Annotated in this window: 16 protein-coding genes and 1 riboswitch; of the genes, 11 read left to right on the forward strand and 5 right to left on the reverse strand. The window is 72.9% G+C overall.

Annotation, left to right across the window (positions count from 1 at the left end; all coding sequences use genetic code 11):
* The first annotated feature begins 240 nt into the window (after positions 1-240).
* Positions 241-942 carry a TetR family transcriptional regulator gene (locus ACIQRL_RS03120; protein WP_401326259.1) on the forward strand — a complete coding sequence of 234 codons (702 nt, stop codon included), beginning with the start codon at positions 241-243 and terminating at the stop codon, positions 940-942.
* A 93-nt stretch (positions 943-1,035) separates the two neighbouring features.
* Here the strand turns inward: ACIQRL_RS03120 and ACIQRL_RS03125 are convergent, their stop codons facing one another.
* Both ACIQRL_RS03125 and ACIQRL_RS03130 read right to left on the reverse strand, forming a co-directional pair.
* Positions 1,036-1,269, reverse strand: coding sequence for a ferredoxin (locus ACIQRL_RS03125; protein WP_401326262.1), 234 nt, complete (start codon positions 1,267-1,269; stop codon positions 1,036-1,038).
* A gap of 2 nt (positions 1,270-1,271) precedes the next feature.
* The gene (locus ACIQRL_RS03130; RefSeq protein ID WP_401326265.1) at positions 1,272-2,729 is read right to left on the reverse strand and encodes an aldehyde dehydrogenase; all 1,458 of its coding nucleotides are present in this window, start codon (positions 2,727-2,729) and stop codon (positions 1,272-1,274) included.
* 214 nt (positions 2,730-2,943) lie between these two features.
* Between ACIQRL_RS03130 and ACIQRL_RS03135 the strand changes: the two genes are divergently transcribed.
* Positions 2,944-4,023 (forward strand): MBL fold metallo-hydrolase, encoded by a 1,080-nt coding sequence (locus ACIQRL_RS03135; protein WP_401326267.1) that lies wholly within the window; start codon positions 2,944-2,946, stop codon positions 4,021-4,023.
* Between the two features lie 511 nt (positions 4,024-4,534).
* On the opposite strand, the gene ACIQRL_RS03140 is transcribed toward ACIQRL_RS03135, so the two are convergent.
* Positions 4,535-6,631 (reverse strand): ATP-binding protein, encoded by a 2,097-nt coding sequence (locus ACIQRL_RS03140; RefSeq protein ID WP_401326270.1) that lies wholly within the window; start codon positions 6,629-6,631, stop codon positions 4,535-4,537.
* Positions 6,632-6,791: 160 nt separating this feature from the next.
* Between ACIQRL_RS03140 and ACIQRL_RS03145 the strand changes: the two genes are divergently transcribed.
* Positions 6,792-7,901 carry a PP2C family protein-serine/threonine phosphatase gene (locus ACIQRL_RS03145; protein WP_401326273.1) on the forward strand — a complete coding sequence of 370 codons (1,110 nt, stop codon included), beginning with the start codon at positions 6,792-6,794 and terminating at the stop codon, positions 7,899-7,901.
* Between the two features lie 88 nt (positions 7,902-7,989).
* Here the strand turns inward: ACIQRL_RS03145 and ACIQRL_RS03150 are convergent, their stop codons facing one another.
* Entirely contained in the window at positions 7,990-8,652 is a 663-nt protein-coding gene (locus tag ACIQRL_RS03150) for a phosphotransferase (RefSeq protein WP_401326276.1), read from the reverse strand.
* 153 nt (positions 8,653-8,805) lie between these two features.
* Positions 8,806-8,869, forward strand: a riboswitch (cobalamin riboswitch).
* Between the two features lie 133 nt (positions 8,870-9,002).
* Here ACIQRL_RS03150 and ACIQRL_RS03155 point away from each other — a divergent pair.
* From ACIQRL_RS03155 to ACIQRL_RS03185, 7 genes are all read left to right on the forward strand, one after another.
* On the forward strand, positions 9,003-10,247 hold the full coding sequence (locus ACIQRL_RS03155) for a prenyltransferase/squalene oxidase repeat-containing protein (protein ID WP_401326279.1): 1,245 nt from the start codon (positions 9,003-9,005) through the stop codon (positions 10,245-10,247).
* Complete coding sequence (locus tag ACIQRL_RS03160; RefSeq protein WP_401326282.1) at positions 10,244-10,900, forward strand: SCO2322 family protein; 657 nt, start codon at positions 10,244-10,246, stop codon at positions 10,898-10,900. The genes ACIQRL_RS03155 and ACIQRL_RS03160 overlap by 4 nt, the downstream gene beginning before the upstream one ends.
* 208 nt (positions 10,901-11,108) lie before the next feature.
* On the forward strand, positions 11,109-12,182 hold the full coding sequence (locus ACIQRL_RS03165; RefSeq protein WP_401328051.1) for a CbiQ family ECF transporter T component: 1,074 nt from the start codon (positions 11,109-11,111) through the stop codon (positions 12,180-12,182).
* Entirely contained in the window at positions 12,179-13,999 is a 1,821-nt protein-coding gene (locus tag ACIQRL_RS03170) for an ABC transporter ATP-binding protein (RefSeq protein ID WP_401326284.1), read from the forward strand. Before ACIQRL_RS03165 ends, ACIQRL_RS03170 begins: the two co-directional genes overlap by 4 nt.
* Positions 13,996-14,862, forward strand: coding sequence for an ECF transporter S component (locus tag ACIQRL_RS03175; protein WP_401326287.1), 867 nt, complete (start codon positions 13,996-13,998; stop codon positions 14,860-14,862). Before ACIQRL_RS03170 ends, ACIQRL_RS03175 begins: the two co-directional genes overlap by 4 nt.
* A gap of 378 nt (positions 14,863-15,240) precedes the next feature.
* Positions 15,241-15,660 (forward strand): transglycosylase SLT domain-containing protein, encoded by a 420-nt coding sequence (locus ACIQRL_RS03180; protein WP_401326290.1) that lies wholly within the window; start codon positions 15,241-15,243, stop codon positions 15,658-15,660.
* Positions 15,661-15,872: 212 nt separating this feature from the next.
* A complete protein-coding gene (locus ACIQRL_RS03185; RefSeq protein WP_401326292.1) occupies positions 15,873-16,559 on the forward strand; it encodes a YoaK family protein in 687 nt (228 codons plus the stop codon).
* A gap of 103 nt (positions 16,560-16,662) precedes the next feature.
* Here ACIQRL_RS03185 and ACIQRL_RS03190 read toward each other — a convergent pair whose 3' ends face one another.
* Positions 16,663-17,832 (reverse strand): steroid 3-ketoacyl-CoA thiolase, encoded by a 1,170-nt coding sequence (locus ACIQRL_RS03190; RefSeq protein ID WP_401326295.1) that lies wholly within the window; start codon positions 17,830-17,832, stop codon positions 16,663-16,665.
* A gap of 340 nt (positions 17,833-18,172) precedes the next feature.
* On the opposite strand from ACIQRL_RS03190, the gene ACIQRL_RS03195 reads away from it, so the two are divergent.
* On the forward strand, positions 18,173-19,417 hold the full coding sequence (locus ACIQRL_RS03195; RefSeq protein WP_401326298.1) for a cytochrome P450: 1,245 nt from the start codon (positions 18,173-18,175) through the stop codon (positions 19,415-19,417).
* The last annotated feature ends 51 nt before the right edge of the window (positions 19,418-19,468 follow it).

A 19,468-nucleotide genomic window follows, 5' to 3' on the forward strand; every position in this document is an offset into this window, starting at 1 on the left:
TTCAGGTCCCCTTCTCCCTGCACTTTCCCGCGAGATTACGCCGGGACGCTAATCTAGAACAAGTTTCAGACTTGATCGTTCAAGGAGCATTGAATCTACCGGCAGGTAGCGCCAGTGTGAGCGGTGGATCAGGTGATTCACGCCACGACGGCGCGGCGGGGTCGGCTGGTCCGCTCAGTGGCGCTTCACCCTGCCGTGCCGACTCCTCGCTCCCTCTCGCTGACGTCACGGAACGGACCCATGCCTGCGGAAGCCAAGGCGGACTCGAAGAACGCGCGACCGGCGCCGGGGGCCAGCACGCCCGCCGCGCCTTCCACCGCCGCGCCCTCCAGGCCGCACCCCATGTCGCAGCCCGCCTCTCCCCCGCTCACCGAGCGGCAGGAGGCGCGCCGTCGCCGGATCCTGCACGCGAGCGCGCAGCTGGCCAGCCGGGGCGGCTTCGACGCCGTGCAGATGCGCGAGGTCGCGGAGTCGTCGCAGGTGGCTCTCGGCACGCTGTACCGGTACTTCCCCTCGAAGGTGCATCTGCTGGTCGCCACGATGCAGGACCAGCTGGAGCACATGCACGGCACGCTGCGCAAGAAGCCGCCGGCCGGGGACACGGCCGCGGAGCGGGTGGCGGAGACCCTGATGCGGGCGTTCCGTGCCCTCCAGCGCGAGCCGCACCTGGCCGACGCCATGGTCCGCGCGCTCACCTTCGCGGACCGCAGTGTCAGCCCCGAGGTCGACCAGGTCTCGCGGCAGACCACGGTGATCATCCTGGACGCGATGGGCCTGGACGACCCGACACCGGCCCAGCTCTCCGCCGTACGGGTCATCGAGCACACCTGGCACTCCGCCCTGATCACCTGGCTCTCCGGCCGCGCGTCCATCGCCCAGGTCAAGATAGACATCGAAACGGTCTGCCACCTGATCGACCTGACCGACCCGAGGGGCCGGTAGGTCACGGACGGCCGGAAACGAACGGGCCGAGCGCGAGAACCGGGCCGGGTGTCGCCGCACGGGGAACAGACCTCCGGCCCCGGCCCGGAGCGTCTATTCCTCCGGTGGGAACACCGGCTCGCCGCCGGTCAGCATGGTGATCATGACGGCCTCGACCGGGCAGCCCTCGGCCGCTGCGAGGATCTTCTCGTTGGCGTCGGTCTCCGGCTCGACCGGATGGGACTGCATCCCGGTGTCGAGGCGGAAGGCGTCCGGGGCGTGGTGGACGCACTGGGCCGAGCCGATGCAGACGGAGCGGTCGACCTCGACCCGCCAGCGGTCGCCCATCCTCAGGCCTCCCAGCCGGCCGGCAGATGGATCATCTTGTGCTCCAGGAACTCGCCGTATCCCTCGGGCCCGAACTCCCGCCCAAGGCCTGAGTTCTTGTAGCCGCCGAAGGGGCCCAGCATGTCGAGGCTGAAGGTGTTGACCGAGTAGGTGCCGGTACGGACCTGGCGGGCGATGTCGATGCCGTGGGCGACGTCCGCCGTCCAGACGCTGCCGCTCAGCCCGTAGTCGGAGTCGTTGGCTATCTTCACGGCCTCGGTCTCGTCGCCGTACGGGAGCAGGCAGATCACCGGGCCGAAGATCTCCTCCCGGGCGATGCGCATCGAGTTGTCGACGTCACCGAAGAGGGTCGGCTCGACGTACCAGCCGCGGTCGAGTCCGTGCGGACGCCCGCCGCCGGCCAGGATCTTGGCGCCCTCCTCCTGGCCGATGCGGATGTAGTCGAGGTTGCGCCGCCGCTGCCGCTCGGCGACCAGCGGGCCGACCTGGGTGGCCGGGTCGAGCGGATCGCCGACGACCAGCGCGTTCGCCGCCGCGGCGAAGGCGTCCGCGAACTCGTCGTAGCGCGAGCGCGGTACGAGGATGCGGGTCTGGGCGACGCAGGCCTGGCCGTTGTTCATCCAGGCCGCCGAGACGATCCCGGGGACCGAGGTGTCGAGGTCCGCGTCCGGCAGCACCACGGCCGCCGACTTGCCGCCCAACTCCAGTGTCACGCGGGTGAGATGGCGTGCGGCGACCTCCATCACCCGTTTGCCCGCCGCGACCGAGCCGGTGAAGGAGACCTTGTCGATGCCGGGGTGGCCGACCAGGTACTCACTGACCTCGCGGTCCGCCGGGAGGATCGACAGCACGCCTTCGGGCAGCCCGGCCTCCTTCGCGATCTCGCCCAACAGGTAGGCGTCCAGCGGCGATTCGGGAGACGGCTTCAGTACGACGGTGCAGCCGGTCAGCAGCGCGGGCGCGAGCTTGGCGGCCGCCACGAACTGCGGGACGTTCCACGGCACCACGGCCGCCACCACGCCCACCGGCTCACGGCGGACGAGGAGCTTGCCGAGGACTCCGTCGCGCGCCTCCTCGTACGTGTAGCCGCGCGCGACCGTGATCGCGGCGTCCCAGACCATCATCGCGCCGAGAGCCTGCGCGAGGACGCTCCAGGAGTAGGGGGAGCCGTTCTCGGAGGAGATGACGCGGGCGATCTCCTCGTGGCGTACGGCGATGGCGTCCTTGATCCGCGTCACGACCGCGATCCGCTCGTCGAGGCTCATCCGCGGCCAGGGGCCCTCGTCGAACGCCCGGCGCGCGGCGGCGACGGCCCGGTCGACGTCCGCCGCCGAGGCGTGCGGCACCCGGCCGATGACCTGCTCGGTGTGCGGCGAGATCACCTCGATGACGTCCTTGCCGAGGGGGTCGGTCAACTCCCCGCCGATGTACAGCTGTCCGTGTTCCACGAGCTCGGTCATGGCCGACTGCCTCCCAAGGACGCTCTCCGCCACCTTGTCTGACGCTTCATCAGATACGAGAACTGATACCAGTTCCGGCGAGATGAGTCCACGGCCGGGACGCGGCCCTCGCGCGGACCCGACAGCCGGCTCGGTCCGTGAACGGTCGACTTGGGCTCCCATTGGAACTCGTTCTAGTTATAGTGGCGAGAACTCGGCGAATGGGTGGAAGCGCATGACGCAGGTGACCGATCACGGCGGGGGCGTACGGTCGATCAGGGTCCCCATCCCGGACAACCCGCTCGGCCATACGCTGGTGTATCTGGTCGACACCGATGCCGGGCCCGTGCTCATCGACACGGGCTGGGACGACCCCGCCTCCTGGGACACCCTCGTCGAGGGGATCACCGGCTGCGGAACCTCCGTCGCGGAGATCCACGGCGTGGTCATCACCCACCACCACCCCGATCACCACGGTCTGTCGGGCCGGGTCCGCGAGGCGTCCGGCGCCTGGATCGCGATGCACGCCGCCGACACGGCGATCGTCCGGCGCACCCGGGAGAACCGGCCCGAGCGCTGGTTCGCCTACATGGCCGCCAAGCTGGCCGCCTCCGGCGCTCCGGAGGAGCACGTCGCCCCGCTCCGCGAGGCGCAGACGTCCGTACGCCGCCCCAGCACCCTGCCCGGCTTCTCCCCCGCGCTGCCCGACCGCGAGATCGTCCCCGGCGAGTTCCTCGCCCTGCCCGGACGCCGGCTGCGCGCCGTCTGGACCCCCGGCCACACCCCCGGGCACGTCTGCCTCCACCTGGAGGAGGCCCACCCGGCTCAACTGCCCGGCAACGGACGTCTGTTCTCCGGCGACCATCTGCTGCCGAGGATCACCCCGCACATCGGCCTCTACGAGGACCCGGGCACCCTCGGGCGCCCTCCCTACCCGAACGGGATCGAGAGCCTCGGGGAGATCGCCGATCCGCTCGGCGACTACCTCGACTCGCTGGAGCGCGTAGGCCGTCTCGACCCCGCCGAGGTGCTTCCGGCCCACCAGCACGTGTTCACCGACGCCCCGTCCCGTGTCGCGGAGTTGCTCGCGCACCACGAGGAGCGGCTCACCGGCCTGCTCACCCTGCTCTCCGTCCCGCTCACACCCTGGCAGCTCGCCGAGCGCATGGAGTGGAACCGCCCCTGGACCGACATCCCCTACGGATCACGCAACATCGCGGTCTCCGAGGCCGAGGCCCATGTACGCCGACTGGTGAAACTGGGACGGGCGGAGGCGGTGACGGGCAGCGATCCGGTGACGTACGTGGCGGTGTGACGCCCACGCGCCCGACGGGGCGCGGGTCCCTGGTCGCGGTGGTCGCCGGACGGAGGCGCCGGTCTTCCTCGCTTCCGGCGGCCGTAAAGCGGGCCCCCGGCAGCCGGTGGACGCCGGGCCGGGGTCACCGGTCCCCGGCAGCCGTAAAGCAGGTCCCCCGGTCGCCAGCCGACGCCGGGCCGAGGTCGCCGGTCCCCGGCAGCCGTAAAGCAGGTCCCCCGGTCGCCAGCCGACGCCGGGCCGAGGTCGCCGGTCCCGGCAGCCGTAAAGCAGGTCCCCCGGTCGCCAGCCGACGCCGGGCCGAGGTCGCCGGTCCCGGCAGCCGTAAAGCAGGTCCCCCGGTCGCCAGCCGACGCCGGGCCGAGGTCGCCGGTCCCGGCAGCCGTAAAGCAGGTCGCCGGTGGACGACGGGCCGGGGTCGGCGGTCCCCGGCAGGTGTAAAGCGGGTCCCCGGTCGCCGGGCGCCGGTGGCGGGTGGGCGGTCGCGCCGGGGGCTCTCGGGCGATGTACGTCAGTGGCCGTGGACCGCGTAGTCCAGCCCCTCCTCGTACGGCATCGTGCGTCCCTCCTCGTACGCCTTCTCGTAGGCCGGGTCGCCGATCTCGCCGCGGACGCGCAGTTCGTGCGAGCGGCGGGTGGCCATCAGGTCGGGCGAGTCCATCTGGGCGCGCCCGGTGAGTCCCCACACGCGCTCGCCGATGCCGAGCAGCCGCGCCGCACGGTGACCGTCGCCCGCCGCGACGACCCCTGCCGCGAGCACGTCGAGGGCCATCGCGGCGCCCACGGTGTTGTGCAGCAACCCGTGCCCGGCCAGCGCGGTACGGGCGTTGCCCACGGCCGCGCCGATGTCCCCGCGGGCCAGGTCGGTCTGGGCCACCACGCCGTCGGCGAAGGCGCCCGCCCACGACTCCCCGCACGCCACGCTCTCCGCGCGCACCTCCTCGGCCACCGCACGCGCCCGCTCGTTGTCCCCGCTCAGCAGATACGCGAGGGCCAACGCCAGCCGGACCTGGAGTTGCGCCGCCCCGAACCAGTCCCCCCGGACGGGCAGCCGAGGTGCGTCGGCCAGTACCTGGATCGCCTCGGACAGGCGTCCGCTCAGCGCGAGTTGGCCGCCCCGGATGTACTTGGCGGCCACCACCGCCACCGGGTCGCCCTGTTCCCTCGCCGCGTCGGCGCAGCGCACCGCCCAGTTGGCCGCGACCTCCAGGTCGCCCTGGAGCAGCGCGACCGCGCCCCGTGTCCACACCGCGCGGATGTGGTCGGGGCCTGGCGGCGCGCCGTTCGCCAGTGCCTGGTCGAGACAGTGCCGGGCGTCGCGCAGATGACCGCAGTGCCGCCACAGGAAGCCGATGTCGGCCGCCATGGCGAGGGCGACCCGTCCGTCGGGCTCGGTGAGCGCGCAGTCCATGGCCGCGCGGAGATTGGCGTGTTCGGTGAGGGTGCGCTCGCACCAGGCCGCCTGGCGTCCGGTGTTCCACTCGGCGCAGCCCTCGCGGGCCAGCCGCCGGTAGTGGTCGCGGTGACGCAGCCGCAGGGTGCGCTCCTCGCCCAGCGCGCGCAGCCAGTCGGCGCCGAACTCCCTTACGGTGTCGAGGAGTCGGTAGCGGACGGGGTCGGCGTGGTGGCGGCGCACGATGGACTGCTCGACGAGCCGGTCGAGCAGGCCGGGAATCCGGCCGGCGGGCAGCGGACCGCCCGCGCAGACCTCTTCGGCGGCGCTCGCGCAGAACCCGCCCGCGAACACCGAGAGCCGGGCCCACAGCAGCCGTTCCAGCGGTGCGCACAGTTCGTGGCTCCAGCCGATGGCCGTGCGCAGGGTCTGGTGGCGGGGCGGTCCTTCTCCCTCGCGCGCGGCGAGCAGGTCGAGCCGGGACGGCAGCCGCTCGCCGAGCAGGCCGCTCAACTGGTCCAGGGTGAGTTCGCCGAGCCGGACGGCGGCGAGCTCGATGGCGAGCGGGATGCCGTCGAGGCGACGGCACACGGCCTCCGCGACGGGCCGGTCGGTTCCGGCCAGGGGGAATCCGCTGTCGGCGGCGCGGTCGGCGAACAGGTCCACCGCGTCGCCGGCGACCGGCATCGGGTCGAGGCGCAGGACGCGTTCGCCCGGCAGGCCGAGCGGTTCGCGGCTGGTGAGGAGGACGCGCAGGCCCGGCAGCAGGGGCAGCAGCGTCTCGACGAAGGCCACGCAGTCCGCGAGGACGTGCTCGCAGGAGTCGAGGACCAGCAGCAGCCTTTTGCCCTGGGCCCATTCGGCGACCACGTCGGTGACCGGCCGCGTCGACCGGTCGGAGAGCCGCAGCGCCTCCACGACGGCGAGGCCCACCAGTCCGGCGGTGTGCAGCGGGGAGAGCTCCACCAGCCAGACGCCGTCCGGGTACGCGCCCTCGATCCGGCCGGCGGCCTGGAGGGCGAGCCGGGTCTTGCCGACTCCGCCGACGCCGACCAGGCTCACCAGCCGGTGGACCCCGGTACCCGGGTCCAGTTCGCGCTCCAGCCGGCCGAGTTCGTCGAGCCGTCCGATGAAACTCCGCGTCGGCGAGGGCAGATTGCCGGGCCGTCCACCGGACGCGCTGCCGGGCCGTCCACCGGTCGTGTTGTCGGGCACGCGCACCAGTCTGACCGGATCGCACACGTGCGAGGCCCCGCTCCCCCGACTCGGACAAAAGACCCACCGGGCAAGGTCACTTCCGGGCACCTTCCGACGAGATGTGATCAACTCTCCGTCGGCGTGGGCGACGAGCGCCGTTTTCGGGGATTGTCGGGTGATGCGCGAAAGGAAGCAGCGGGGCGAGCGGACGACCGCCGACGACACAGGCGACGGCCAGGTCGGAGCCGGGTTCTCCTGGCCGGCGCTCGTGCCGCCGGCCGCATGTCTGGGGGCCGTCCTGCCGCATCTGGTGGACGACCGGGTGCCGCCCCTGGTCATACTGCTGCTGATCGGACCGCTGCTGGCGTGCGTGCGGTCCGGGGTGCGCCGGACCCTGCTGGTCTGCTGCTGGTCGGCGGCGCTCGGGCTGGCGACGGGCCTCGCCGACGGTGATGTGACCGGCTTCGACTTCGGCGTCCACTTCGTCGGGCTGCTGCTCGGCTGCGCGATCACGGTGTACGCGGCCGGCCGGCGCGAGCGCCTGAGCGACGCGCTGGCGCGGGCCCGCGAGGTCGCCCGGGTCACCCAGGAGGCGATCCTGCGGCCCATCTCCCGCACGCTGGGCGGCACTCAGGTGCACACCCGCTACCACTGCTCCGGCACCGAGTCGACGGTCGGCGGCGACCTGTACGACGTCGCGGTGACCCCGTACGGGCTACGGGTCCTGGTGGGAGACGTACGCGGTCATGGCCTCGACGCCCTCCGGCTGACCGCCGAGACGATCGCCGGTTTCCGTGAACTCGCCTACACCGCGCCCGATCTGCCGGCCCTCGCCGACGGGCTCGACACCCGCCTCGGACCGGAGCTGGGCCCGGAGGACTTCGTCACCGCCCTGCTCGCCGAGTTCGCTCCCGGCGAGGTGCGGCTGGTCAACTGCGGTCACCCCGCGCCCCTGCGCTCCGGCCGGAGCGTCGAGTTCCTCGAACCAAGGGTCCCCACACCGCCGTTGGGGCTGTGCCCCGATCCCCAGCAGTACCGTGTGCGACTCCAGCCCGGTGACCGCCTGCTCCTCTACACGGACGGTCTGACCGAGGGCCGCGACCGGGACGGCATCCCGTTCCCGCTGCTCGGTGAGGCCGCCCTCGCCCTGCGCGAACCCCTCCCCGAGGACGCCCTGAACACCTTGCACGCCAGCCTGCTGCGGCACACCGGCGCGCCGCTCGCGGACGATCTCGCACTGGTGCTGTGCCAGCCGGTGGAGGCGGCGGTCCCCGCGCGCGCCCTGTGACGGCCGGTCGGATCGGGTGCGGCGCCGACGGCTCGGACCACGGTTTCGCCACGCGTGCCGTGAGCCGCGCGGGCCGCCGTTCAGCCGCTCAGCTCAGCAGCGCCCGGATCAACTCGTCCGCTTCGCCCAGGAGTTCGACCTCGTCTCGGCTCATCGTCGGGTTGGCCGCCCGGCGCCGTCCCGCCTCCATGAGTCCTTCCTCGGTCACCCGGTCCTCGTTCCCGTCGAGCAGCGCGTCCAGTGTCTCCTCGGCCACGTCCCCGATCGCCTCGCCGCCGACGGCCACCTGGGCGAGGATCACGGCGGACATGGCCCAGTCGAGGCCGGGCGGCCCCTCCTCGGTGTTGGACCAGTCGATGACCTTCGGCCCGTCCGGGGTGAGCATCACATTGTCGGGGTGCAGATCCAGGTGCAGGACACGGACGGCGGGGTCGGTGGAGAGCCGGGCGGGCACGGCGTGCAGCTTGCGCAGCAGCCGGGCCAGGGTGAGCCCCGCCTCCTGGGCGGAGAGCAGCCCCTGGCCGAAGGCTTCGAGCATGGTCGGCCCGGACAGCCGCTCCATGACCAGATCGCCGCGGGTCGCCGCCCGTACACCCGGCACCGGATAGCCGTGCGAGCGCAGGTGCTGCATCACCGCCGCCTCGGCCGTCGCGTCGCCCCAGCCCGCGCGGTCCCGCCGCAGCACCCACGCCTCGTCGATCTCGTAGACGTCCGCCGAACGCCCTGAGCCGAGCAGTCTCCCCGTTCGCATGGCCCGAACCTAGCGGATGCCGTTGTGCCCGCCCGGACTTCGCAGCGATCCGAACGAGACCCGCATGCCGTTCGCACACCCGCTCCACAGGGGGCACTCGGGGAATTCCGGGCGGCCGGTAGAGTGAGCGCGTCGTCATCACGCCCGTACGAGGAGAAGCCGGTGCAAATCCGGCGCTGACCCGCAACCGTGAGCCGCTTCGGCGGTGAGCCGGATCGCCTCGCACGGGACGTGACCGGCTCGTGCCCTCGGCAGCCCGCCGACGGCCGGCACCGTCGAGGGATACGGAGCCGGAGCCGCCCGGATGCCTGAGCGTGCCCGGTGCTGCCCGGCTCCCCGCAGGGAGAGTCATGTTCGTACGCCGCACCGCCGCGGTACTGGCCGCCACCGCCGTCATCGGGGCGGTCGTCGCACCGGCCGCTTTCGCCGCCGACTCGTCCCCCTCGCCGTCGCCCTCGGCGGCGCTCCCCTCGGGCCTGTTCGGCTCCACCGACCCGACCTACGACGGCGTCTGGCGGCAGTCGCTCGCGCTGCTCGCCCAGCACACCGCCGGCGTGACCTCTGCCGTCAAGGCCGTGGACTGGCTGACCGGTCAGCAGTGCGCCAACGGGGCCTTCGCCGCGTACCGCGCCGAGGCGACCGCCGCGTGCGACGCCAAGACACAGATCGACACCAACAGCACCGCCGCCGCCGTCCAGGCCCTCGCGGCGCTCCCCGGGAACGACGACGCCACCGGCAGGGCCGTGACCTGGCTGAAGTCCGTGCAGAACACGGACGGCGGCTGGGGTTACATGGCCGGCGGAGCCAGCGACGCCAACTCGACGTCCGTCGTGATCGGCGCGCTGCAAGCGGTCGGCAAGAAGCCCCAGAACGTCTCCAAGGACGGCAAGTCCCCCTACGACGCCCTGGTGAAGCTGTCGATGCCGTGCAAGGGCGAGGGCGGCGGCGCCTTCGCCTATCAGCCCGACAAGAAGGGCAAGCTGGCGGCGAACGCGGACGCGACCGCCGCGGGCGTGCTCGGCGGCCTGGGCGAGGGCTTCGTGGCCGAGGCCGGCGGACTGCCGTACAGCCGCACGCGGTGCGCCACCGCCGACTCCCCCGGCCCCCTGGACGCGGCGGGGAACGGCGCCAACTATCTCGCCACGGCCCTGGCGAAGGCCCCGTACCTGAAGTCCGCGCTCCCCGGCGCGGCGGACCAGCCCGACTACGGCAACACGGCGGACGCGGTCGTGGCCCTCGCGGCGGACGGCGCGACGAAGCTCGCGCGAAAGCCGCTCGCCTGGCTGGAGAAGAACTCCGCGGGCTGGGCGGCCGAGTCGGGCCCCGCCGCGTACGCGCAGCTCATCTTCGCCGCGCACGCCACCGGCACCGACCCGCGCGACTTCGGCGGCAAGGACCTGGTCGCGCTGCTGGGCGCGACGGGCCCGACGCCGGGTGCGGCGGGTGCCTCGGCCACCCCGAGCGAGACGAAGAAGGACGAGAAGAAGGACAACGGCAACGGGCTCGGCGTCTGGTGGATCGTCGGCGTCGGCCTGGTCGCGGGCATCGGCATCGGCTTCCTGATCAGCGGTCGCAACAAGAAGCAGCAGCTGTGACCGGCCGTCGGACGACCGCGCCGGCCCTGGCACTCGCGCTGACCCTCCTGCTCCTCGTCCTCGGCGGCGCGGGGCAGGCCCGGGCCGTCGGCTACCGCTACTGGTCCTTCTGGGACCTGACCGGCGGGAAGTGGACGTACGCCCCCCAGGGCCCGTCGACCGCGCGGCCGTCCGACGGCGACGTCCAGGGTTTCCGCTTCGCGGTGAGCGAGGACTCCCAGCACGCCGTACAGCCGCGCGGGGAGCGGGAGTTCGCCGCGATATGCGCCAAGACGCCGGCCCGGCAGGGCACGAAGCGGGTGGCCCTGGTCATCGACCCGGGGACGGCCGCCGACGCGCCGTCCGGCGAGCGGCCGCCGTCCCCGCGCACCGCCTGCGCCCGTGTCGCCCCCGACGCGAGCACGGCGGAGGCCCTGGCCACGGTCGCCAAGCCGCTGCGCTACGACACCAACGCCCTGCTGTGCGCGATCGCGGGCTATCCGCGAACGGGCTGCGGCGACCCGGTCGCGGCCGGCGGACCGACCGCGACCGCCCGCCCGCACGCCTCCGAACCGGCCCGCTCCGGCCCCTCGGTGGGCCTGCTGACGGGAGCGGCGGCGGTGGCCGCGCTGGGCGCGGCGGCCGTCTGGCAGGCCCGCCGGCGCAAGGGCTGAGGCGCCGATCATGACCAAGGGCGATCCCGAACGCCCCACCGCCGCGGGCCGTCGCCCCGCGGTGCGGTGGGGGTCTCCCCTGTCCGGACAGGACCGGGAACCCGGGACGGTGGGACCCCAGCGCCCGGCACCGGACGCCGGCCCGACCGGGCGGGCGCCGAGCTCCGGCGCCCTGCCCCGCACACCGGGGGCGACCCGTGCGGACGCCCTGCATCCCGGCGCCTGGTGGATCTGGGCCCTGGGGCTCGGCACCGCGGCCTCCCGCACCACGAACCCCCTCCTCCTCGCGCTCCTCATCGCGGTGGCGGGCTTCGTGGTGGCCACCCACCGCACCGACGCCCCCTGGGCCCGCTCCTACACCGCCTTCGTGAAACTGGCCGCGGGCGTCCTCGTCATCCGCCTGGCCTTCGCCGTCCTCCTCGGGTCCCCCGTCCCCGGCACCCACGTGATCGTCACGCTCCCCGAAATCCCCCTCCCGCACTGGGCACAGGGGATCCGCATCGGCGGCCGGGTCACCGCCGAGGGCCTGCTCTTCGCGCTGTACGACGGCCTGAAGCTGGCCGCGCTCCTCGTCTGCGTCGGCGCGGCGAACGCCCTGGCGAACCCGGCACGGCTGCTCAAGTCCCTGCCGGGAGCGCTGTACGAGGCGGGCGTCGCGGTGGTCGTCGCGCTCACCTTCGCCCCGCATCTGATCGCCGACGTCCAGCGACTGCGTGCCGCGCGCCGGCTCCGTGGCCGCCCCGACCGGGGGCTGCGCGGCCTGCTGCACGTCGGACTCCCCGTCCTGGAAGGCGCGTTGGAGCGTTCGGTCGCGCTGGCTGCGGCGATGGACGCCCGCGGCTACGGGCGTACGGCACAGGTCCCGCGCGCCGTACGCCGGACCACCGGAGCCCTCACCCTGGGCGGTCTGCTCGGCGTCTGCGCGGGAACCTACGGGCTGTTGACCGCCGCGGGCGACACCTACGGCCTGCCGGTCCTGCTGGCCGGGCTCGGCGCGGCGCTCGGCGGCCTGTGGCTGGGCGGCCGCCGTTCGGCGCGGACCCGGTACCGGCCGGACACCTGGGGCGTCCGGGCCTGGCTGGTCGCCGGGTCGGGCGCGGCGGTCGCGGCCCTGATGATCGTGGCCGCGTCCTACGACCCCGACGCGCTGAGCCCCGGCGTCATCCCCCTGGTGACCCCCGCCCTCCCTCTGCGGCCGACGGCGGTGGTCATGCTCGGCCTGCTCCCCGCCTTCCTGGCCCCGGCCCCCCAGCGAACCCCGGCCCCCGAGGAGTTGTCGTGATCCGCTTCGAGGATGTCTCCGTGACATACGCCGGGGCGGCCGAACCCGCCGTCCGGGGCGTGGACTTCGAGGTCCCGGAGGGCGAACTGGTGCTGCTGGTCGGCCCGTCCGGCGTCGGCAAGTCGACGGTGCTCGGTGCGGTGAGCGGACTGGTCCCGCACTTCACGGGCGGAACCCTGCGCGGCCGGGTCACCGTCGCGGGACGGGACACCCGTACGCACAAGCCGCGTGAACTCGCGGACGTGGTCGGCACGGTCGGCCAGGACCCGCTGTCGCACTTCGTGACGGACACCGTGGAGGACGAACTCGCCTACGGCATGGAGTCGTTGGGCCTGGCACCGGCGGTGATGCGCCGCCGCGTGGAGGAGACCCTCGACCTCCTCTCGCTGGCCGACCTGCGCGACCGTCCGATCGCCACCCTGTCCGGCGGCCAGCAGCAGCGGGTCGCGATCGGCTCGGTGCTCACCCCACACCCCAAGGTCCTGGTCCTCGACGAACCCACCTCGGCCCTGGACCCCGGCGCCGCCGAGGAGGTCCTCGCCGTCCTGCAGCGCCTGGTCCACGACCTGGGCACGACGGTCCTGATGGCCGAGCACCGCCTGGAACGCGTCGTCCAGTACGCCGACCGGCTCGCCCTCCTCCCCGCGCCGGGAGCGCCCCTGACGCTCGGTACCCCGTCCGAGATCATGGCCGTCTCCCCGGTCTGCCCACCGGTGGTGGAACTGGGCCGCCTGGCCGGCTGGTCGCCGCTCCCCCTGACCGTGCGCGACGCGCGACGGCGGGCGGGAACCCTGCGCGAACGGCTTTCCGCGACATCCCAGGAATCCGCCGCAGCCCCCGCCCCGGCCGGACCCCCGGTTCCGGCCGGGCCCGCCGGAACCACCGCACCCGCCATACCCGCCACACGCGCCGAAGGCATCGAACGCGTCCAAAGCCCAGGAGCCACAGAGCCCGCCGCACCGACCGTGCCGCTCCCCCCGGGACCGCCTCGCCCCGGCTCCTCCTTCACCCGCCGCCTCTTTCCCCGCGGACGCGGCCCCGCCGCCGCTTCTCCCTCTCCTGCGGGCGAGGTGGCCGTCGTCGTGTCGCTGGCCGTCCGGCGCGGGCGGGTCGCGGCACTGCGCGGGGTCGACCTCACCGCGGGGCCCGGCGAGACCATCGCGCTGATGGGCCGCAACGGCGCCGGGAAGTCGACGCTGCTCGGCGCGCTCGTCGGACTGGTCGAGCCGACCGCCGGATCGGTCCGGGTCGGCGGGGCGGTACCGCATCGCACGGCGCCGCGTGATCTCGTACGCCGGGTCGGACTCGTACCGCAGGAGCCCCGGGATCTGCTGTACGCGGACACGGTGGCCGCCGAGTGCGCGGCGGCGGACGAGGACGCCGGGGCCGCCGCCGGGACCTGCCGGGCGCTGGTGTCCGAGCTGCTGCCGGACATCGCGGACGACACGCATCCCCGTGACCTGTCGGAGGGCCAGCGGCTGGCGCTGGCGCTGGCCGTCGTCCTGACGGCCCGCCCCCCGCTGCTGCTCCTCGACGAGCCGACCCGCGGCCTCGACTACGCGGCGAAGGCCCGGCTCGTCACCGTGTTGCGCGGGCTGGCCGCCGAGGGGCACGCCATCGTGCTGGCCACCCACGACGTGGAACTCGCCGCCGAGCTCGCCCATCGTGTGGTGATCCTCGCGGACGGTGAGGTCGTCGCCGACGGACCCACGGCCGAGGTGGTCGTCGCGTCCCCGTCGTTCGCCCCGCAGGTCGCCAAGATCCTGGCCCCCGAGCCATGGCTCACCGTCGCCCAGGTCAGGAAGGCCCTCGCGTGAGCGCCGCCGACACCTCCGTCCGCCCCGACCCGCCGCAACCGCAGCTCCAGCCGCAGCGCCAGGCCAGGGCCGTCCGCCTCGGGCCGCGGTCCGTCGCCGCGCTGGTCCTGGTCAGTGCCATCGGGGCCGCCGGCTTCGGCTGGCCGCTCTTCGCGGGGCCGGGCTCGCAGATCAGCGCGCACGCCCAGGACGCTCCGTGGCTGTTCGCGGGGCTGCTCGTCCTGCTGGTCGCGGTGGTCGCGGCGACGATCTCCGAGTCGGGGCTCGGCCCGAAGGCCGTCGCCATGCTCGGCGTCCTGGCCGCGACCGGCGCCGCGCTGCGCCCGATCGGGGCCGGGACCGCGGGCATCGAGCCGATGTTCTTCCTGATGGTGCTGAGCGGGCGGGTGCTCGGGCCGGGCTTCGGGTACGTGCTCGGGTCCGTGACCATGTTCGCGTCGGCGCTGCTCACCGGCGGGGTGGGGCCCTGGATGCCCTTCCAGATGCTGGCCATGGGCTGGTTCACGATGGGCGCCGGGCTGCTGCCGGGCCCGGACCGGCTGCGCGGCCGGGGAGAGCTGCTGATGCTCGCCGGATACGGCTTCCTCGCCGCCTTCGCGTACGGCACGGTCATGAATCTGGCGGGCTGGCCCTTCATGGACGCGCTGGCCTCGAACATCGCCTTCGACCCGCACGCCGCCGTCCCCGCCAACCTCGCCCGCTTCCTCGCGTACTGCCTGGCCACCTCCCTCGGCTGGGACCTGGGCCGGGCCGTCGTCACCGTCGCCCTGACCCTGACGGTCGGCCCGACCCTCCTCAAGGCACTGCGCCGGGCCACGCGCCGGGCCGCTTTCGAGAGCCCGGTCACCTTCGCCCCCAGGTGAGCTGCGGCCCGGGTCACACCGCCCGGCGGCACTCCGTGGGCACCCCCGTACGGTCCGTCAGGTGCGGGGTGAAGCGGCCCACAGGACCCAGGTCACATACGAAGCGGCTTCGTAGTCCGGATGGCATGACATGGACGCGTCGCCATGCCCTCTGACCTGGGGATTGAGAGCCGCATCACAAGATGGACTTTCACCTCGGATGCGACCACGACTAGTAAAAGGGGTCATTGCGAACGGCCTCCGATCCTGTTTCTCTGGAGCAGTCGCCAGGCGCCACGAGCCCCCACGGGCCGCGGCGCCGACGTACGCCGCCCCTTCCACACACCGCGTGGTCACGGCGTACCAGCGACTCCATGTCCCCGAAGAAACAGGTTCTCCGTGTCCGTCTCTGTCATCCGCCGCATCGTCTCCTCCCCGAAGAAGGCCCTCGCCACTACCGCTGTGGCCGCCGCCACCGCCGGTATGGTCCTGGTCGCGGCGCCCGCCCAGGCCGCCACGCCGACCGCCGCCTCCTCCGCGAAGTCGATCGCCCACGCGATGATTCCGGACGCCTCGCAGTTCAACGCCTTCAGCAAGATCGTCGAGCACGAGAGCGGCTGGAACACCAGCGCCACGAACTCCTCGTCCGGCGCGTACGGCCTGGTCCAGGCTCTGCCCGGTTCCAAGATGGCCGCCGCCGGCTCCGACTGGAAGACCAACCCCAAGACGCAGATCAAGTGGGGTCTGGACTACATGAACTCCCGCTACGGCAGCCCGGCCGGCGCCTGGAACTTCTGGCAGGCCAACGGCTGGTACTGATCAGCCCCAGAGCCTCACAGCACACGCAAGGCGGCACCCCGATCCCCGGGGCTGCCGCCTTCGTCGTACCCGGACCCGTCCTTCCCGGGGACGGATTCGACCGCACCAGAGGCGGACTCGTCCGGACCAGGGACGGGACCGCGCCCCGGACCCCGCTCCCCGATCGACGGAGAGGCCGCGAGCGCGAGCGAACCCGTGGTGGACTGGCCTCCATGACCACGCAGACGGACGCACCGCACGACCCTGGGTCACGAGGCCTGCGGCTGACAGCCGCGCTGCTGTCGCTGACCGTGGTCAGCGGACTCATCGACGCGGTGAGCTACCTGGGCCTGGGCCACGTCTTCACGGCGAACATGACCGGCAACGTCGTGGTGCTCGGTTTCGCGGCGGCCGGGGCGCCCGGCTTCTCCGTACCGCACACACTCACCTCACTGTGCTGCTTCCTGGCGGGCGCGGTGACCGGCGGACGGATCGCCGTGCGGTTCGGCAACGGCTCACGCCGCACCTGGGCCCGCGGCACGTTCGCCGCCGAGGCCGTCCTGACGGGCGCCTGCGCGGCCGTCGCCTTCGCCGCCCCGGACGCCACCGCCACGGCGTACACGCTGATCGCCGTCACGGCCTTCGCGATGGGCGTGCGCAACGCGACGGTACGCAAGCTCGGCGTGGCCGACCTCACGACCACCGTCCTGACGATGACCCTCACGGGCCTGGCCTCCGACTCCCGCCTCGGCGGCGGCGCGGGCCACAACTCCCCGCGCCGCATCGGCTCCGTCTTCGCGATGCTGGCGGGCGCCCTGCTCGGCGCGTGGCTTGTCCTGCACCACGGCCTGGGCTTCCCGCTGCTGATCGCGGCGATCGTGCCGGCGGTCCTGGCGGCGACCGCCTCCGGCCGGGAGTGAAGCGTCCCCCGGAGGCACCGGACGCACCCCACCGGCACCCGCTTCAGCGGCGCCGACCGCGCTTCACCGGACTGCCGGTGGGCGCGATCCCGATCATCACCGCCTAAAGCCGCTGGATGATCGTCCCGGTCGCCAGCCCCCCGCCCGCGCACATCGTGATCAGCGCGAACTCCTTGTCCGCGCGCTCCAGTTCGTGCAGCGCCGTGGTGATGAGCCGGGCTCCCGTGGCCCCCACGGGATGCCCGAGCGCGATGGCGCCGCCGTTCACGTTCACCTTCTCCAGGTCCTGTTCGAAGACCTGCGCCCAGCTCAACACCACCGACGCGAAGGCCTCGTTGATCTCGACGAGGTCGATGTCCTTCAGGGACATCCCGGCCTTGCCGAGCACGGCCCGGGTGGCGTCGATCGGGCCGTCCAGGTGGAAGTGCGGATCGGAACCCACCAGCGCCTGGGCCACGATCCGGGCCCGCGGCCGCAGCTTCAGCGCCCGCGCCATCCGCTTGGAGGCCCACAGGATGGCGGACGCGCCGTCGGAGATCTGGGAGGAGTTGCCGGCGGTGTGAACGGCCGTCGGCATCACGGGCTTCAGCTTCGCCAGCGCCTCCATGGACGTGTCGCGCAGCCCCTCGTCCCGGTCGACGAGCCGCCACATGCCCTGCCCGGCCCGCTGCTCGTCCTCGGTGGTGGGCACCTGCACGGCGAACGTCTCACGCTTGAACCGTTCCTCGGACCAGGCGGTGGCGGCCCGTTCCTGTGAGATGAGCCCGAGGGAGTCGACGTTCTCGCGCGTCAGCCCACGGTGCCGCGCGATCCGTTCGGCCGCCTCGAACTGGTTCGGCAGGTCGACGTTCCACTCGTCGGGGAACGGCTTGCCCGGACCGTGCTTGGACCCCGACCCGAGCGGCACCCGCGACATCGCCTCGATGCCGCAGCTGATCCCGACGTCGATGACACCGGCCGCGATCATGTTCGCGGTCATGTGCGAGGCCTGCTGCGAGGAGCCGCACTGGCAGTCGACCGTCGTCGCCGCCGTCTCGTAGGGCAGCCCCATGGTCAGCCACGCCGTGCGCGCGGGGTTCATCGACTGCTCGCCGGCGTGGGTCACCGTGCCGCCGACGATCTGCTCGACGCAGTCGGCGGGGATGCCGGTGCGGCCGAGGAGCTCACGGTAGGTCTCGCCCAGGAGATAGGCGGGATGCAGATTGGCGAGCGCGCCGCCGCGCTTGCCGATGGGGGTCCGTACGGCTTCGACGATCACGGGTTCCGCGGCCATGGGGGCTCGTCCTCTCCTCAGGCCTGCCCGGCGGCCAGGCCCAGCTGACCCGCGCAGCGCGGGGCGTCCCGGCCCACCCACCGCGCAGAACTAGAACGCGTACCAGTTCTGCGTGCAGTTTGCTGAGCGAACCCCCCGGGCCGCAAGGGTCCTGCAGCTCCCGAAGTCGTGATCTGCACGAATCCCGCACGCAATTGGAGGGCTCACACCTCTTGCCTCTTGTAGAACCCGTTACTACCTTCACGGCGATTCCCTGTTCCTGATGGACCGTCAGACGCGTGCGCGGGGACGGCCGTCACCACCGCAGGCACCACCGTAGGCGCGAGACCTGGAGTTGCCGATGCCCTGTCCAGCGCTGCCCGACGGGTTCGATTTCACCGACCCCGATGTGCTGCACCACCGCGTGCCCCTCCCGGAGTTCGCCGAGCTGCGCCGGGCCGAGCCCGTCCACTGGATCGCGCAACAGCCGGGTGTCGCGGGCTTCGAGGACGACGGCTACTGGGCCGTCACCCGGCACACGGACGTCAAGTACGTCTCGACGCACCCCGAACTCTTCTCCTCGTTCCTCAACACCGCGGTCATCCGCTTCAACGAGCACATCCAGCGCGAGCAGATCGAGGTCCAGCGGCTCATCATGCTGAACATGGACCCGCCCGAGCACACCCGGGTCCGCCAGATCGTGCAGCGCGGCTTCACCCCGCGCGCCATCCGCTCCCTGGAGGACGCGCTGCGCGCCCGCGCCGGTTCGATCGTCGCGAACGCGCTCGCGCAGGCCGGTCCCGACGGCGCCTTCGACTTCGTCACCCAGGTCGCGTGCGAACTGCCGCTGCAGGCCATCGCCGAGCTCATCGGCGTCCCGCAGGAGGACCGCGTCAAGATCTTCGACTGGTCCAACAAGATGGTGGCGTACGACGATCCGGAGTACGCGATCACCGAGGAGATCGGCGCCGACTCGGCCACCGAACTCATCTCGTACGCGATGAACATGGCGGCGGACCGCAAGCGGTGCCCCGCCAAGGACATCGTGAGCACCCTGGTGGCCGCCGAGGACGAGGGGAACCTCGCCTCCGACGAATTCGGCTTCTTCGTCCTGCTGTTGGCGGTCGCCGGCAACGAGACGACCCGCAACGCCATCACGCACGGGATGCACGCCCTGCTCACCCATCCCGATCAGTGGGACCTCTACAAGAGGGAGCGGCCGAAGACCACCGCCGAGGAGATCGTCCGCTGGGCGACCCCCGTCGTCGCCTTCCAGCGCACCGCGACCCAGGACACCGAACTGGGCGGGCGGCGGATCAGCAAGGGCGACCGCGTCGGCATCTTCTACTCCTCCGCCAACAACGACCCCGAGGTGTTCGAGAGCCCCGAGGTCTTCGACATCACCCGTGACCCCAACCCGCACCTCGGCTTCGGCGGCGGAGGCCCGCACTTCTGCCTCGGCAAGTCCCTGGCCACCCTGGAGATCGACCTGATCTTCAACGCGATCGCCGACGCGATGCCGAACCTGCGGCTCGTCGGCGAACCGCGCCGCCTCCGCTCGGCCTGGCTGAACGGGGTCAAGGAACTCCAGGTCGGTCACGTGTAGCGGGCGCCCGCGCTCGGGCCGGCGGCCTCCCGGCACCGTCGGCCCGTCCCG

Source organism: Streptomyces sp. NPDC091209 (assembly GCF_044757755.1).
GTDB lineage: Bacteria > Actinomycetota > Actinomycetes > Streptomycetales > Streptomycetaceae > Streptomyces.